The organism is Klebsiella sp. 1SOBk5mer, from assembly GCF_046603115.1.
Lineage (GTDB): Bacteria > Pseudomonadota > Gammaproteobacteria > Enterobacterales > Enterobacteriaceae > Klebsiella > Klebsiella quasipneumoniae.
Map to the genome: position 1 here is coordinate 68,263 of NZ_JBKIUU010000017.1, position 15,554 is coordinate 83,816.

Annotated in this window: 15 protein-coding genes and 2 tRNA genes; 5 read left to right on the forward strand and 12 right to left on the reverse strand. The window is 57.0% G+C overall.

Features of this window, described 5'->3' with window-relative positions; translation table 11 throughout:
* Nucleotides 1-18: 18 nt before the first annotated feature.
* Nucleotides 19-2,043, reverse strand: coding sequence for a DNA helicase Rep (gene rep / locus ACLH1U_RS24025; RefSeq protein WP_121936483.1), 2,025 nt, complete (start codon nucleotides 2,041-2,043; stop codon nucleotides 19-21).
* A 112-nt stretch (nucleotides 2,044-2,155) separates the two neighbouring features.
* Here rep and ppiC (ACLH1U_RS24030) point away from each other — a divergent pair, with 112 nt between their 5' ends.
* Together ppiC (ACLH1U_RS24030) and ppiC (ACLH1U_RS24035) are read left to right on the forward strand one after the other, a co-directional pair.
* Nucleotides 2,156-2,437: a peptidylprolyl isomerase PpiC gene (gene ppiC / locus ACLH1U_RS24030; protein ID WP_032454495.1), complete on the forward strand. Its 282-nt coding sequence runs from the start codon at nucleotides 2,156-2,158 to the stop codon at nucleotides 2,435-2,437.
* Between the two features lie 50 nt (nucleotides 2,438-2,487).
* Nucleotides 2,488-2,769, forward strand: a complete 282-nt coding sequence (ppiC, locus tag ACLH1U_RS24035; RefSeq protein ID WP_004886861.1) for a peptidylprolyl isomerase PpiC — start codon at nucleotides 2,488-2,490, stop codon at nucleotides 2,767-2,769.
* Between the two features lie 203 nt (nucleotides 2,770-2,972).
* On the opposite strand, the gene ilvC is transcribed toward ppiC (ACLH1U_RS24035), so the two are convergent.
* Nucleotides 2,973-4,448: a ketol-acid reductoisomerase gene (ilvC, locus tag ACLH1U_RS24040; protein WP_023291546.1), complete on the reverse strand. Its 1,476-nt coding sequence runs from the start codon at nucleotides 4,446-4,448 to the stop codon at nucleotides 2,973-2,975.
* A gap of 152 nt (nucleotides 4,449-4,600) precedes the next feature.
* Here ilvC and ilvY point away from each other — a divergent pair, with 152 nt between their 5' ends.
* The gene (gene ilvY, locus ACLH1U_RS24045; RefSeq protein WP_012543253.1) at nucleotides 4,601-5,491 is read left to right on the forward strand and encodes an HTH-type transcriptional activator IlvY; all 891 of its coding nucleotides are present in this window, start codon (nucleotides 4,601-4,603) and stop codon (nucleotides 5,489-5,491) included.
* Here ilvY and ilvA read toward each other — a convergent pair.
* The 7 genes from ilvA to ilvL form a co-directional block, all read right to left on the reverse strand.
* Nucleotides 5,488-7,032, reverse strand: a complete 1,545-nt coding sequence (gene ilvA / locus ACLH1U_RS24050) for a threonine ammonia-lyase, biosynthetic (RefSeq protein WP_017899412.1) — start codon at nucleotides 7,030-7,032, stop codon at nucleotides 5,488-5,490. The two genes, ilvY and ilvA, sit on opposite strands and share 4 nt — an antisense overlap.
* Before the next feature lie 2 nt (nucleotides 7,033-7,034).
* Nucleotides 7,035-8,885: a dihydroxy-acid dehydratase gene (gene ilvD, locus ACLH1U_RS24055; RefSeq protein ID WP_023291545.1), complete on the reverse strand. Its 1,851-nt coding sequence runs from the start codon at nucleotides 8,883-8,885 to the stop codon at nucleotides 7,035-7,037.
* Nucleotides 8,886-8,945: 60 nt separating this feature from the next.
* Nucleotides 8,946-9,875, reverse strand: a complete 930-nt coding sequence (gene ilvE / locus ACLH1U_RS24060) for a branched-chain-amino-acid transaminase (RefSeq protein ID WP_002883171.1) — start codon at nucleotides 9,873-9,875, stop codon at nucleotides 8,946-8,948.
* 16 nt (nucleotides 9,876-9,891) lie between these two features.
* Complete coding sequence (gene ilvM, locus ACLH1U_RS24065; RefSeq protein WP_004886870.1) at nucleotides 9,892-10,149, reverse strand: acetolactate synthase 2 small subunit; 258 nt, start codon at nucleotides 10,147-10,149, stop codon at nucleotides 9,892-9,894.
* Nucleotides 10,146-11,792 carry an acetolactate synthase 2 catalytic subunit gene (gene ilvG, locus ACLH1U_RS24070; protein WP_023291544.1) on the reverse strand — a complete coding sequence of 549 codons (1,647 nt, stop codon included), beginning with the start codon at nucleotides 11,790-11,792 and terminating at the stop codon, nucleotides 10,146-10,148. The genes ilvM and ilvG overlap by 4 nt, the downstream gene beginning before the upstream one ends.
* Nucleotides 11,793-11,794: 2 nt before the next feature.
* Nucleotides 11,795-11,848: a peptide IlvX gene (gene ilvX / locus ACLH1U_RS24075; protein WP_201281575.1), complete on the reverse strand. Its 54-nt coding sequence runs from the start codon at nucleotides 11,846-11,848 to the stop codon at nucleotides 11,795-11,797.
* Between the two features lie 84 nt (nucleotides 11,849-11,932).
* Entirely contained in the window at nucleotides 11,933-12,031 is a 99-nt protein-coding gene (ilvL, locus tag ACLH1U_RS24080) for an ilv operon leader peptide (RefSeq protein WP_001311244.1), read from the reverse strand.
* Between the two features lie 354 nt (nucleotides 12,032-12,385).
* On the opposite strand from ilvL, the gene ACLH1U_RS24085 reads away from it, so the two are divergent.
* Nucleotides 12,386-13,906 (forward strand): YifB family Mg chelatase-like AAA ATPase, encoded by a 1,521-nt coding sequence (locus tag ACLH1U_RS24085; RefSeq protein WP_101862597.1) that lies wholly within the window; start codon nucleotides 12,386-12,388, stop codon nucleotides 13,904-13,906.
* A gap of 24 nt (nucleotides 13,907-13,930) precedes the next feature.
* On the opposite strand, the gene ACLH1U_RS24090 is transcribed toward ACLH1U_RS24085, so the two are convergent.
* The gene (locus tag ACLH1U_RS24090; RefSeq protein WP_004886877.1) at nucleotides 13,931-14,269 is read right to left on the reverse strand and encodes a DUF413 domain-containing protein; all 339 of its coding nucleotides are present in this window, start codon (nucleotides 14,267-14,269) and stop codon (nucleotides 13,931-13,933) included.
* A 118-nt stretch (nucleotides 14,270-14,387) separates the two neighbouring features.
* Here ACLH1U_RS24090 and hdfR point away from each other — a divergent pair, with 118 nt between their 5' ends.
* Nucleotides 14,388-15,209, forward strand: a complete 822-nt coding sequence (hdfR, locus tag ACLH1U_RS24095; RefSeq protein ID WP_032454492.1) for an HTH-type transcriptional regulator HdfR — start codon at nucleotides 14,388-14,390, stop codon at nucleotides 15,207-15,209.
* Between the two features lie 109 nt (nucleotides 15,210-15,318).
* On the opposite strand, the gene ACLH1U_RS24100 is transcribed toward hdfR, so the two are convergent.
* Together ACLH1U_RS24100 and ACLH1U_RS24105 are read right to left on the reverse strand one after the other, a co-directional pair.
* Nucleotides 15,319-15,394, reverse strand: a tRNA-Trp gene (locus ACLH1U_RS24100).
* A 53-nt stretch (nucleotides 15,395-15,447) separates the two neighbouring features.
* Nucleotides 15,448-15,524, reverse strand: a tRNA-Asp gene (locus ACLH1U_RS24105).
* Nucleotides 15,525-15,554 lie beyond the last annotated feature (30 nt).

A 15,554-nucleotide genomic window follows, 5' to 3' on the forward strand; every position in this document is an offset into this window, starting at 1 on the left:
TACCCGGCCTGCTTATCGCTATCCTTTCTCTTTAGCTTTTGCCAGCATGGCGCGAATGTTCGCCACGTTAGCCTGTCCTTTATGCATTCGCTCTTCAGCGGTAATCACTTTGCGCGCCTGCTCCCAAATCAGATCGTCCTGGGGTAGCTCGAGCAGGAAACGGCTCGGTTCCGGGCGCACCACCTCACCATACTGCCGGCGCTCCTTACAGAGCGTAAAGGTCAGCTCTTTCTGCGCACGGGTGATGCCCACGTAGGCTAACCGGCGCTCTTCATCGACGTTATCTTCATCAATGCTGCTCTGGTGCGGGAGCAATCCCTCCTCCATGCCCACCAGGTAAACATACGGGAACTCCAGCCCTTTTGAGGCATGGAGGGTCATCAGCTGCACCTGATCCAGCTCTTCATCCGATTCGCCGCGCTCCATCATGTCGCGCAGCGTAAAGCGGGTGACCACCTGCGTCAGGGTCATCGGCTCATCGATTTCGCTGCCTTCCAGCATCTCGGTCATCCAGGTGAACAGCTGGTTGACGTTTTTCATGCGCATTTCCGCGGCTTTCGGGCTGGGCGAGGTTTCATACAACCAGGATTCGTAATCAATCCCGCGGATCAAGTCGCGCACGGCGTTGACCGGCTCGCGTTCGGCCAGTTGCTGGATCTCGCGCAGCCAGTGGGTGAAGCGGGTGAGTGATTCATAGCCGCGCCCGGTCAGCGTCTGGCTAAGACCCATATCAAAGCTGGCGGTGAACAATCCTTTGTTGCGGCCCATCGCCCACTCACCGAGCTTTTGCAGCGTCGCCGGGCCGATCTCGCGCTTCGGCGTGTTGACGATACGCAGGAAGGCGCTGTCGTCGTCCGGGTTGGTCAGCACGCGCAGATAGGCCAGCAAATCTTTAATTTCCGGGCGCGAGAAGAACGACGTGCCGCCGGAGATTTTGTACGGGATGCGGTTCTGCATCAGCATCTTTTCAAAGACCCGCGACTGGTGATTGCCGCGATAAAGGATCGCATAGTCTTTGTAATTGGTTTTATTAATAAAGTGGTGGGCGATCAGTTCCCCGGCCACGCGCTCCGCTTCATGATCTTCATTATTGGCGGAGAGCACTTTCAGCTCAGCGCCGTATCCCAGTTCGGAGAACAGACGCTTTTCAAAAACGTGCGGGTTGTTGGCGATCAGAATGTTAGCGGCTTTCAGAATACGCCCGGAGGAGCGATAGTTCTGCTCAAGCTTGATAACCTGCAGCGCCGGGAAGTCCTGGCTGAGCAGCACCAGGTTCTGTGGCCGCGCGCCGCGCCACGAGTAGATCGACTGGTCATCGTCGCCTACCACGGTAAAACGCGCCCGCTGGCCCACCAGCAGCTTCACCAGCTCATACTGGCTGGTGTTGGTATCCTGATACTCATCCACCAGCAGGTAGCGGATCTTATTCTGCCAGCGTTCGCGCACCTCCTCGTTGCGCTGCAGCAGCAGCGTCGGCAGCTGGATCAGATCGTCAAAATCGAGGACATTGCAGGCCTTCATATGCGCATCGTACAGCCCATAGCAGTGGGCGAAGATGCGGTCCCGTTCGCCTTTCGCACCCGCGGCGGCCTGGGCCGGGGTTTTCAGATCGTTTTTCCAGTTGGAGATCGTCGAGATCAACTGCTGGAGCACCATTTTGTCATCTTCGATCAACCCTTCGGTCAGCTCTTTGAGCAACGCCACCTGGTCGGTATCGTCGAATAAGGAGAAGTTAGACTTCATGCCCAGCGCGGCGTATTCCCGCTTGATGATATCCAGCCCCAGGGTGTGGAAGGTGGAAATCATCAGCCCGCGCGCCTCTTTGCGCCCCAGCGTTTGCCCAACGCGCTCTTTCATCTCGCGCGCGGCTTTGTTGGTAAAGGTCACGGCCGCGATATGGCGCGCCTGATAGCCGCAGCCGCGGATCAGGTGGGCGATTTTATTGGTGATCACGCGGGTCTTACCGGAGCCGGCGCCCGCCAGCACCAGGCACGGTCCGGTTACAAATTCGACGGCTTGTTGTTGGCCAGGGTTTAAACGCATGGGAGTCTTGCTCAATCTTCGAACGGGGTGGGGATTGTAGCAGAAAGCGGAGCCGAGATTTACCGACTGATGGTAAAGTGAAGAAATCGCGATTAACCCTTAGAGCAGAACCATGAAAAAGACCGCAGCAGCCCTGCATATCCTGGTCAAAGAAGAAAAACTGGCCCAGGAGATCCTCGCCAAGCTGGAGCGGGGCGTCAGCTTCGATCATCTGGCGAAGCGCTATTCCCAATGTCCCTCGGGGCGCAACGGCGGCGACCTGGGCGAGTTTCAACAAGGCGCGATGGTCGGCCCATTCGATCAGGCGGTCTTTAGCTGCCCGCTTCTCAAGCCCTACGGTCCGGTAAAAACCAAGTTTGGCTACCATATCATTAAGGTGCTTTATCGCCGCTGACGCGTGGTATATTGCGCCCCGATTTATCTCAACCTATTCAAGGCACGATCATGGCAAAAACAGCAGCAGCACTGCATATTCTTGTTAAAGAAGAGAAACTGGCTCTGGATCTTCTGGAGCAGATTAAAAACGGCGCCGACTTCGGTAAGCTGGCAAAGAAACACTCTATTTGCCCATCAGGTAAACGCGGCGGTGATCTAGGTGAATTCCGCCAGGGCCAGATGGTCCCGGCGTTCGATAAAGTGGTCTTCTCCTGTCCAGTGCTGGAGCCAACCGGACCGCTGCATACCCAGTTCGGCTACCACATCATCAAAGTCCTGTACCGGAAATAATAAAAAAACCCGGGGATCTTAATCTCCGGGTTTTTGCCTGATGGCGCTTCGCTTATCAGGCCTACTAAACAAATTCATTCCTCTATGGATTTCAGCTTGCCGGAAGGCGACAAGGAAGTACACCCCCAGGAACATAGATAGCTATGTGACTGGGGTGTACGTACCGTAGCCAACGCATCGGCAAGTCGAAAGACGGCGAGGAATTAGCCGGCAACCGCAATACGCTTCATATCGGTCATATAGCCACGCAGTTTGTGACCCACTTTCTCGATCTGGTGGCTGCGGATGGCTTCGTTGACATCACGCAGCTGGGCGTTGTCTACCGCGCCTTCGGCAATCGCCGTACCCAGGTCGCCAGTCTGCAGGGTGGTCATGAACTCTTTCAGCAGCGGTACGCAAGCGTAAGAGAACAGGTAGTTACCATATTCAGCGGTATCGGAGATAACCACGTTCATCTCGTACAGACGCTTACGGGCGATGGTGTTGGCGATCAGCGGCAGCTCGTGCAGTGATTCGTAGTAAGCGGACTCTTCGATGATGCCGGAATCGACCATGGTTTCGAACGCCAGCTCAACGCCTGCTTTCACCATCGCGATCATCAGAACGCCTTTATCGAAGTACTCCTGCTCGCCGATTTTACCTTCATACTGCGGCGCGGTTTCGAACGCGGTTTTACCCGTCTCTTCACGCCAGGTCAGCAGTTTCTTATCGTCGTTCGCCCAGTCCGCCATCATACCGGAGGAGAATTCGCCGGAAATGATGTCGTCCATGTGTTTCTGGAACAGCGGCGCCATAATCTCTTTCAGCTGCTCGGAGAGCGCATAAGCGCGCAGTTTCGCCGGGTTAGAGAGGCGATCCATCATCAGGGTGATGCCGCCCTGCTTCAGCGCTTCGGTGATGGTTTCCCAGCCGAACTGAATCAGTTTTTCTGCATACGCCGGGTCGGTACCTTCCGCCACCAGCTTGTCGAAGCACAGCAGAGAACCCGCCTGCAGCATGCCGCAGAGGATGGTCTGCTCGCCCATCAGGTCAGATTTCACTTCTGCCACGAAGGAAGACTCCAGGACGCCCGCACGGTGGCCGCCGGTCGCCGCTGCCCATGCTTTCGCAATGGCCATGCCTTCGCCTTTCGGGTCATTTTCCGGGTGTACCGCGATAAGCGTCGGTACGCCGAAACCGCGTTTGTACTCTTCACGCACTTCGGTACCCGGGCACTTCGGCGCCACCATCACCACGGTGATGTCTTTACGGATCTGCTCGCCCACTTCCACGATGTTGAAGCCGTGGGAGTAGCCCAGCGCCGCGCCGTCTTTCATCAGCGGCTGTACGGAGCGCACAACGTCAGAGTGCTGTTTGTCCGGGGTCAGGTTAACCACCAGGTCCGCCTGTGGGATCAGCTCTTCATAAGTGCCGACTTTAAAACCGTTTTCGGTCGCTTTACGCCAGGAGGCGCGCTTCTCGGCGATCGCTTCTTTGCGCAGCGCATAGGAGATATCCAGGCCGGAGTCACGCATGTTCAGACCCTGGTTCAGACCCTGCGCGCCGCAGCCGACGATGACCACTTTTTTACCCTGAAGGTAGCTTGCGCCATCGGCGAATTCGTCGCGCGCCATAAAGCGGCATTTGCCCAGCTGTGCCAGCTGCTGGCGCAGGTTCAGTGTATTAAAGTAGTTAGCCATGTCTGTAACTCCGTGATGTTGTGTCGTGCTTATTGTTCGGTTCGCTTTTGCGAGAATGAACTTACTATATGACAGGAATTTTATTGCGGAAATTGATATATTCACAACGTCACGTTGCATTTTATGAAATACAAAACCGGGGAGTACGCGCCGTGGATTTACGCGATCTGAAAACCTTTCTGCATCTGGCGGAAAGCCGCCATTTTGGCCGCAGCGCGCGGGCCATGCACGTCAGCCCGTCGACGCTTTCGCGCCAGATCCAGCGCCTGGAAGAGGACCTCGGCCAGCCGCTGTTCGTGCGAGATAATCGCACGGTGACCCTGACCGAAGCCGGGGAAGAGTTACGCACCTTTGCCCAGCAGACTTTACTGCAGTATCAGCAGCTTCGCCACGCCATCGATCAGCAGGGCCCTTCGCTCTCCGGCGAGCTGCACATCTTCTGCTCTGTCACCGCCGCCTATAGCCATCTGCCGCCGATCCTCGACCGCTTTCGCGCTGCGCATCCTTCGGTGGAGATCAAGCTCTCGACCGGCGACGCCGCTGACGCCATGGAGAAGGTCGTTACCGGCGAAGCCGACCTGGCGATTGCCGGTAAGCCGGAGACCCTGCCAGGGTCGGTGGCGTTTTCGATGCTGGAGAACCTCGCCGTGGTGTTAATTGCCCCGGCCCTTCCCTGCCCGGTGCGCAACCAGGTGACCGTCGAGCGTCCGGACTGGTCGACAGTGCCGTTTATCATGGCTGACCAGGGGCCGGTACGTCGGCGCATCGAGCTGTGGTTTCGACGGCATAAAATCAGCAATCCGTCGATCTACGCCACCGTCGGGGGCCACGAAGCGATGGTGTCGATGGTCGCCCTGGGATGCGGCGTGGCGCTGCTGCCGGAGGTGGTGCTGGAGAACAGTCCGGAGCCGGTACGCAACAGGGTGATGATTCTGGAGCGCAGCGATGAGCAAACCCCGTTCGAGCTCGGCGTTTGCGCACAAAAAAAGCGGCTGCATGAGCCGCTTATTGATGCTTTCTGGAAAATCTTGCCGAACCACTAGCCCGCGAGGAAAAAGCGGAATGCCGGGTTATGGGTCTCATCGTGACACTCATAGCCCAGCTCATTGAGACGAGTTTCAAAGTCCGGCTCGTGCTCGCCCAGCTCGAAGGCCGCCAAAACCCGACCATAGTCGGTGCCGTGGCTACGGTAGTGGAACAGCGAAATATTCCAGTGGGTGCCAAGGGTGTGCAGGAACTTCAGCAGCGCCCCCGGAGACTCTGGAAATTCGAAGCTGAACAGCCGCTCCTGCAGCGCTTTGGACGGTCGGCCGCCAACCATATAGCGCACATGGAGCTTGGCCATTTCGTCATCGGAAAGGTCAACGACGCTGTAGCCGCCATCGTTCAGTAACTGGAGGATCTCTTTCCGCTCCTCCAGCCCACGACTCAGACGCACCCCCACAAAGATGCAGGCGTCTTTGGCATCGGCAAAGCGGTAGTTGAACTCGGTCACCGAACGCCCCCCCAGCAGCTGGCAAAACTTCAGAAAGCTGCCTTTCTCTTCCGGGATCGTCACCGCCAGCAGCGCTTCGCGCTGTTCCCCGAGCTCGCAGCGTTCAGACACGTAGCGCAGACCGTGGAAGTTGACGTTGGCCCCGGACAGAATGTGAGCCAGTCGCTCGCCGCGAATATTGTGCTGGGCGACATATTTCTTCATCCCCGCCAGCGCCAGGGCGCCGGAAGGCTCTGCCACCGCCCGCACATCTTCGAACAAATCCTTCATCGCCGCGCAAATAGCGTCGCTGTCGACGGTGATGATGTCGTCCAGATACTCCTGGCACAGACGGAAGGTTTCATCGCCGATGCGTTTGACCGCCACGCCTTCGGCAAACAAGCCGACGCGCGGCAGATCCACCGGATGACCGGCATCCAGCGCCGCCTTCAGGCAGGCCGAATCTTCCGCTTCCACCGCTATCACTTTAATCTGCGGCATCAGTTGCTTGATCAACACCGCCACGCCTGCCGCCAGGCCGCCGCCGCCCACCGGGACGAACACGCGGTCAATGTGGGCATCCTGCTGCAGCAGCTCCAGCGCCAGGGTTCCCTGACCGGCGATGACCATCGGGTGATCGAACGGCGGCACCCAGGTAAAACCCTGCTGCTGCGCCAGCTCGATCGCTCTCGCCTTCGCTTCGTCAAAATTGGCGCCATGCAGCAGCACTTCGCCGCCAAAGCCGCGAACGGCATCCACTTTGATGTCGGCGGTCGCTACCGGCATCACGATCAGCGCCTTAACGCCCAGCCGCGATGCGGAGAACGCCACGCCCTGGGCATGATTGCCCGCCGAGGCGGTGATCACCCCGTGGGATTTCTGTTCCGCGGTCAGGCTGGACATCATCGCGTAGGCGCCGCGCAGCTTAAAGCTGTGTACCGGTTGGCGATCTTCGCGCTTCACCAGAATAACGTTATCCAGGCGAGAAGAGAGTTTGTCCATTTTTTGCAGCGGCGTTTTCTGCACCGCTTCATAAACCGGCGCGCGCAGCACTGCTCTCAGGTATTCGGCGCCCTCGGGGGCGCCGGAGAGGGGTTGTGAATCCGCCATGATTAGCCACCCAGTTTCGATTTATCGCGAACCGCGCCTTTGTCAGCGCTGGTCGCCAGGCTGGCGTAGGCGCGAAGGGCAAAGGAGACCTGACGCTGGCGATGCTTCGGCGTCCACGCCTGGTCGCCACGCGCTTCCTGGGCTTCACGACGCGCCGCAATTTCCGCATCGCTCAGCTGCAGCTGGATGCTGCGGTTCGGAATATCAATCGCGATCATGTCGCCATCTTCAATGAGCGCAATGTTGCCGCCGCTCGCCGCTTCCGGTGAGACGTGACCGATAGAGAGCCCTGAGGTGCCGCCGGAGAAACGGCCATCGGTGATCAGCGCGCAGGCTTTGCCCAGCCCCATCGACTTCAGGAAGCTGGTGGGGTAAAGCATCTCCTGCATCCCCGGCCCGCCTTTCGGCCCTTCGTAGCGGATCACCACGACGTCGCCTTCAACAACTTTACCGCCGAGGATGGCCTCTACCGCATCGTCCTGGCTCTCATATACTTTCGCCGGACCGGTAAATTTCAGGATGCTGTCGTCCACGCCGGCGGTTTTCACGATACAACCGTTTTCCGCGAAATTGCCGTACAGCACCGCCAGGCCGCCGTCCTTGCTGTAAGCGTGTTCCAGAGAACGGATACAGCCTTCGGCGCGATCGTCATCCAGCGTATCCCAGCGGCAGTCTTGCGAGAACGCCTGGGTGGTACGGATGCCCGCCGGGCCGGCGCGGAACATCTTTTTCACCGCATCGTCCTGGGTGACCATCACATCGTACTGTTCCAGGGTCTGCGGCAGCGTCAGGCCGAGGACGTTTTTAACCTCGCGATTCAGCAGCCCGGCGCGGTCCAGCTCGCCCAGAATGCCCAGCACGCCGCCGGCGCGATGCACATCTTCCATATGGTATTTCTGCGTGCTCGGCGCCACCTTACACAGCTGCGGCACTTTGCGGGAGAGCTTATCGATATCGCTCATGGTGAAATCGATTTCAGCTTCCTGCGCCGCCGCCAGCAGGTGCAGAACGGTGTTGGTGGAACCGCCCATGGCGATATCCAGCGTCATGGCGTTCTCAAAGGCCGCCTTGCTGGCGATATTGCGCGGCAGCGCGGAAGCGTCATCCTGCTCGTAATAGCGTTTGGTCAGCTCAACGATACGTTTCCCGGCGTTAAGGAACAGCTCCTTACGATCGGCGTGGGTCGCCAGCAGAGAGCCGTTACCCGGCTGCGACAGGCCCAGCGCTTCGGTCAGGCAGTTCATGGAGTTGGCGGTAAACATCCCGGAACAGGAGCCGCAGGTCGGACAGGCGGAGCGTTCCACCTGATTACTCTGCTCGTCGGACACTTTCGGATCCGCCCCCTGGATCATCGCATCCACCAGGTCGAGCTTGATGATTTTATCTGACAGCTTGGTTTTCCCGGCTTCCATTGGGCCGCCGGACACAAAGATCACCGGAATGTTCAGGCGCAGGGAAGCCATCAACATCCCCGGGGTGATTTTGTCGCAGTTGGAGATACAGACCATCGCATCCGCACAGTGGGCGTTAACCATGTACTCCACCGAGTCGGCGATCAGCTCGCGGGATGGCAGTGAATAGAGCATACCCCCGTGGCCCATGGCGATCCCATCATCCACTGCGATGGTGTTGAATTCTTTGGCCACGCCACCGGCGGCTTCAATCTGCTCGGCAACCAGTTTGCCGAGGTCGCGCAGGTGCACGTGCCCGGGAACAAACTGGGTAAAGGAGTTAACGACGGCGATAATCGGTTTGCCGAAATCGGCATCGGTCATCCCGGTTGCGCGCCACAACGCGCGGGCGCCCGCCATATTGCGGCCATGTGTGGTGGTGGCGGAACGGTACTTAGGCATGCTCTTTTTACTCCCATCTGTGTTTATTAAATGGGACGGTGCGTGCCGTCCCATTTTTAATTACTTACTTACCGGATCCAACCAGCCCCATTTATCTTCTGTTTCACCGGTGAAGAGGCCAAAGAAGGCTTCCTGAATGCGTTTGGTAACCGGACCGCGACGGCCTGCGCCGACCTGGATGCCATCCACGCTGCGTACCGGGGTGATTTCCGCCGCGGTGCCGGACATGAAGACTTCATCCGCCAGGTACAGGGATTCACGGGACAATACCTGCTCGCGGACTTCAATACCGAGATCTTTCGCCAGCTTGATGATGGCGTCGCGGGTAATGCCCGGCAGCGCGGAAGAGGTAAACGGCGGGGTGAACAGCACGCCGTCCTTCACTTCAAACAGGTTTTCGCCTGCGCCTTCCGAGATATAGCCGTTAACATCGAGGGCGATACCCTCCTGGTAGCCATGGCGACGCGCTTCGCTGCCAACCAGCAGCGAGGAGAGATAGTTGCCGCCGGCTTTCGCCGCCGTCGGGATGGTGTTCGGCGCCGCGCGGTTCCAGGAAGAGACCATTGCATCGATCCCCTGCTCCAGCGCTTCTGCGCCGAGGTAGGCTCCCCACGGGAACGCCGCGATGATCACGTCAGTGTTGTAACCCGGAGGCGGGTTTACCCCCATGCCGACATCGCCAACAAACACCAGCGGGCGGATATAAGCGCTGGTCAGATTATTGGTGCGAATGACTTCGCGGCAGGCTTCCATTAGTTCGTCGACGCTCTGGGAGACCGGGAAACGATAAATTTTGGCTGAATCATGCAGACGCTGCATATGTTCGCGATGACGGAACACCACCGGGCCTTTGTGCGAGTCATAGCAACGGATGCCCTCGAATACCGAGGTGCCATAGTGCAGCGCATGGGACATCACATGAACTTTCGCTTCGCCCCACGGAACCATCTCGCCATTGAACCAGATGTAATCAGCTTTTTTCGTCGTCATTTTTCTTCCTTTGCGCTCAGGCGCGGATTTGTTGTGATGTGGGTTGCTGGATCTCGACGCAGGCAACGTCGACCAGTTTGCTTAATTGACTAAACAGTAATTCGACGGGCCGCGGGCTGGCAACGGTCAATTCGATATTTATGTTCTGTGCGTCCGCCGCGGTTTCCATATTCATTGCGCAGATTTGGAAACCACGGTGGCGGACAACGCGCAGCACGCGCTCTAAGGTTTCCGGGTTGAAACGTGCCTGTAAAGCGACCTGATGTTGCATCATGATAATTTCTCCAGCATTTCAGAGTTACTGGCGCCGGGCGGCACCAACGGCCAGACATTCTCAAGTTCGTCGATTGAGACATGAAGCAGGTATGGCCCCTGGCTCGAAAGCATGGTGTCGAGTGCCGCTTCAACCTGGTCTTTACGGGTGATGTGTTGGCCAGGAATACCGAAGGCGCTGGCCAGCGTGAGGAAATCAGGGTTATCAGTCAGAGTGGTTTCGCTATAACGTTCCTGGAAAAACAGCTGCTGCCATTGTCGAACCATCCCTAACCGCTGGTTGTCGAGTAATACGATCTTAAGCGGTAACTGCTTGCGTTTAACGGTGCCCAGCTCCTGCACATTCATCATGAAGGAGCCGTCACCGGAGATACAGATCACTGTATCGTTAGGGCGCGCCACCTGGGCGCCAACGGCGGCCGGCAGGCCAAAGCCCATGGTGCCTAAGCCGCTGGAGGTGATGAAGTTTTCCGGGCGGGTATAGGTCATATGCTGAGCCGACCACATCTGATGCTGACCAACGTCGGTTGTCACCACGCTGTCCGCCGGCTTGCGGTCGGAAAGCTGTTTCAGCAACAGCGGCGCGTAGATTGCCTCACCGGGATGATCGTAACGCCAGGCGTGATCGGCACGCAGCGCGGCACTCCGCTCGCGCCAGCCATCGATAGCTAACGGCTGCTGCAGCGCCGGCAGCAAGCGGTTCAGGTCGCCGGTCAGACCGATGTGCGCCTGGCGCAGCTTGTTCAGCTCCGCCGGATCGATGTCCATATGGATCACTTTGGCATGCGGCGCGAAGGTGTTGAGCTTGCCGGTCACGCGATCGTCAAAGCGCGCGCCGACGGCAATCAGCAGATCGCACTCCTGTACCGCCAGGTTGGCCGCCTTGGTGCCGTGCATTCCCAGCATGCCGAGATAATACGGGTAATCGGCGTCCACCACGCCCAGCCCTTTCAGAGTGCAGGTCGCCGGCATCCGGGTTACGGCGAGAAATTCACGCAGCGCCGGTACCGCCTGCGCCATGCCGACCCCGCCGCCAACATACAGCATCGGTTGCTGCGATTGAGCCAGCATCTGCAGAGCCTGAGCCACTTCCGCCTGCGGAAATGCCATCTCATCGGCGACCGTAGAGAAATGGGGATCGAGATCGCCCTGCGCCATCTGAATATCCTTAGGGATATCAACCAGCACCGGGCCTGGACGGCCTGAGTTTGCCACCTGGAAAGCTTCAGCAATGACCCGCGGCAGCTCGTCCAGAGACTGCACGAGGAAACTGTGCTTAGTACAGGCCAGTGACAAACCGAGAACGTCTACTTCCTGAAACGCATCCGTGCCGATGAAGGGCGCGGCCACCTGGCCGGTGATGGCGACAATGGGGATGGAGTCAAGCAAAGCGTCCGCCAGGCCGGTGATCAGATTGGTCGCGCCCGGGCCGGAGGTCGCGATACACACTCCGGTTTTACCGGTTGCTCGCGCATAACCAATGGCCGCCATGGCTGCCCCTTGCTCATGCCGGCACAGCAGGTGCTCCACGCCGCCGTCATACAGTGCATCGTAAACCGGCATAATTGCGCCACCCGGATAGCCAAAAACGGTGTCGACCCCCTGTGTCCGCAAAGCATGTACCACCCACTGCGCGCCATTCATAGTTAGTTCCCCGTCATAAATCGGGAGAAACAGAATTTTATGCTAAAAGTCATCATCTGCTCCTCGCTTAGGTTATTTCAGTTATAAAAAAACCCCCGGACCTTTCGGTGCGGGGGTCTTAGTTCGTTAAGGCTTGATTATTAAGCCTTTCCTCGTCCAAGTGCAGCCCCGCACGGTGGGATAATAATCACCACCACGCTAATCACGACCAGGCTAATCACTCGTAGAAGGGCTGTCATTTTCTGTACTTTCTGACTTCTTGTTCGAAGGAATACCTAAAGAGGTACCACAGACATCACATAAAACACAAGATTTTTTTATATCTCCGTTGCTGAGCAGCCTAACAGTTTCAGCAAAAATAATTGTTTTATATGAAAAAAATCAGAAATGAAAAAAATTCAGTTTTCTCTCGCCTGGCGCGCGCTTTTGCGCGTGCCTTTCCCATGCCACTCTCTTTTGCGAGCGAAATTCCATTTTCGGCTAAATGTAACGATATAGCGCGAAAAGTATGGATTTATGGTCCTAAATTCTCACTATTACCGCTCCCGTTTTACCACAGGTCAGCCATAATCCTGCCTGGTCCAGGAGGTTTTATGTCGCTCGCCATCGTCTATACTCGCGCGGCGCTCGGTATCGAAGCGCCATTGATTACTGTCGAGGTTCATCTCAGCAACGGTCTGCCCGGCCTGACTATGGTCGGACTGCCGGAGACTACCGTGAAAGAGGCCCGTGACCGGGTCCGTAGCGCCCTGATCAACAGCGGCTACGCTTTCCCTGCCAAGAAAATAACCATTAACCTGGCGCCAGCGGATCTACCTAAAGAGGGCGGACGATACGATCTGCCTATCGCTCTCGCGCTTCTCGTCGCCTCAGAGCAGCTCAATACGACGCGACTGAATCACTATGAGTTTGTGGGCGAACTCGCCCTCACAGGTGGGTTACGCGGCGTTCCAGGGGCGATCCCCAGCGCAATGGAGGCCATCAAAGCCGGCCGGCGTATCGTCGTCTCCGCTGATAATGCGGCTGAGGTCGGCCTGATCGGCGGCAGCGATTGCCTGGTCGCCGACCATCTGCAGGAGGTGTGCGCTTTTCTCGCGGGGCAGACATCGCTTTCACCGCCTCTTGCCGAGGCACCCATTGTTGATGAACGCGGCGAAGATTTGCGCGATGTTATCGGCCAGCAGCAGGGAAAACGAGCGCTGGAGATTGTGGCCGCCGGGGGTCACAACCTGCTCCTGATAGGCCCGCCCGGCACCGGGAAAACCATGCTTGCCAGCCGGCTACCCGGTCTCCTGCCGCCATTAAGCAATCAGGAAGCACTGGAGAGCACCGCCATTCAGAGCCTGGTCAATCTGCATACCGCGAAGACCCGGTGGCGTCAGAGGCCGTTTCGCGCGCCTCACCATAGCGCCTCGCTGGCATCGATGGTGGGCGGCGGCTCAATACCGGTCCCCGGTGAGATTTCCCTGGCCCATAATGGCGTGCTGTTTCTTGATGAACTGCCGGAGTTTGAGCGGCGTGTACTGGATGCGCTGCGCGAACCCATTGAGTCAGGCAAGATCCACATATCACGCTCGCGCGCCAAAATTGACTATCCGGCGCGCTTTCAACTTATCGCGGCGATGAACCCAAGCCCGACAGGGCATTATCAGGGCAAACATAATCGTACATCGCCTGAGCAGACATTACGTTATCTGGGACGTCTGTCAGGCCCCTTCCTTGACCGCTTCGATCTCTCCTTAGAGATCCCGCTGCCGCCGCCAGGGATACTGAGCCAGGGCACGCAGGGCGAAGAGTCTAGCGCAACGGTCCGGCAGCGGGTGCTGGCGGCGCGCGAACGGCAAATGCTCAGGCAAAATAAGCTCAATGCTCATCTTGAGAATCGTGAAATGAAGAGCTGCTGCCACTTACGGCGGGAGGACGCTGTCTGGCTGGAACAGACGCTAACGCAGTTGGGACTCTCTATTCGAGCCTGGCAGCGGCTGTTAAAGGTGGCGAGAACCATTGCCGATCTGGCAGAGGCTGAAGAGATTGAACGCCGTCATTTGCAGGAGGCGCTCAGCTATCGGGCGATAGACCGGATGCTAAACCATCTGCAGAAAATGATGGCGTAAAAAAAGGGCTTACGCCCTTTTTTCTTAGTCATCGCTTTCGGTGTAATCGTCAGCGCCTTCCATCTGCGGTTTGCCGCCGGAAAGGGTATGGAAACGCTTCGGCCGCTTGATGCGCGCCATATACTTAATCCATACGCGTTCTGCTTCCGTTACCGGCTCACGCTCACCACGGCACACCGAGACAAACTGTTTTTCATCATCGGTAACAGGTTCGCGTTTACCCAGTTCCAGTTCGTTAAAGGCATAACCATGACGTTCCAGCAGTTGCGCCTCTTTGATGGTGAAATCACCGTGACGGGAGAACCCGCGTGGATAATTTTTATTGTCGAAAAAACGATTAGTCGTCGTAAAGCTTTCCGCCATCCTACACGCTCCTGATTCTTTGGCCGAGCTATTTATGGCGCGGAGTATTAGTTACGCTTGACAGAGCGTCAAACAAAACATTTAAATCATCACGACAAATAATTTTGTGGAGAACGGTGTGGATACGGAATTGCTCAAGACTTTCCTGGAAGTGAGCAGAACTCGTCACTTTGGGCGAGCAGCAGAGGCGCTTTACCTGACGCAGTCAGCGGTCAGCTTTCGTATTCGTCAGCTGGAAAATCAACTTGGTGTGAACCTGTTCACCCGACATCGTAATAACATTCGCCTGACGACGGCCGGAGAAAAGCTCCTGCCTTACGCCGAAACGTTAATGAATACCTGGCAGGCTGCGCGCAAGGAGGTCGCACACTCTTCGCGACATAATGAATTCTCCATCGGAGCCAGCGCCTCGCTGTGGGAATGCATGCTTAACGGCTGGCTCGGCACCCTCTACAGCGCACCTTACAATCTCCAGTTTGAAGCGCGTATCGCACAGCGGCAGTCGCTGGTTAAACAGCTTCACGAACGCCAGTTGGATCTGCTGATCACCACCGAATCGCCGAAGATGGATGAATTAAGCAGCCAGCTGTTGGGTAATTTTACCCTTGCCTTGTATTGCGCATCGCCTGCAAAAAACAGAAATGAATTGAATTACTTGCGCCTTGAATGGGGGCCTGATTTTCAGCAAAACGAAGTGGGTCTGATAGGAAGCGATGATGTTCCGCTGCTCACTACCTCTTCAGCTGAATTGATCTACCAGCAATTATCACGCCTGAACGGCTGCTGTTGGCTACCTGTTCGCTGGGCGAAAGAGAAGCATGGGTTACATACGGTCATGGACAGCGCTACGCTTTCCCGCCCACTCTATGCGATCTGGTTACAAAATAGCGATAAGCAGGGGCAGATCCACGAGATCCTGAAAAGCCCTATCCTGGAATAAGCGGTACTCTCCATGGACGGAGAGAAGCAAGGTATTTTGAACAGGGATATTGCAGATAGAGAGCAGAGATAAAAAAAAATCCTTTGCCTGAGCAAAGGATTCTTATAAATGGCAGGGGCGGAGAGACTCGAACTCCCAACACCCGGTTTTGGAGACCGGTGCTCTACCAATTGAACTACGCCCCTAAAGCTTTCTTACCACTAAGCCTGCTATCTGAGCAGGCTTAATGTTAAATAAGTGGCGGAACGGACGGGACTCGAACCCGCGACCCCCTGCGTGACAGGCAGGTATTCTAACCGACTGAACTACCGCTCCACCGAATTTTTTCGCTTTATTACCACCGGT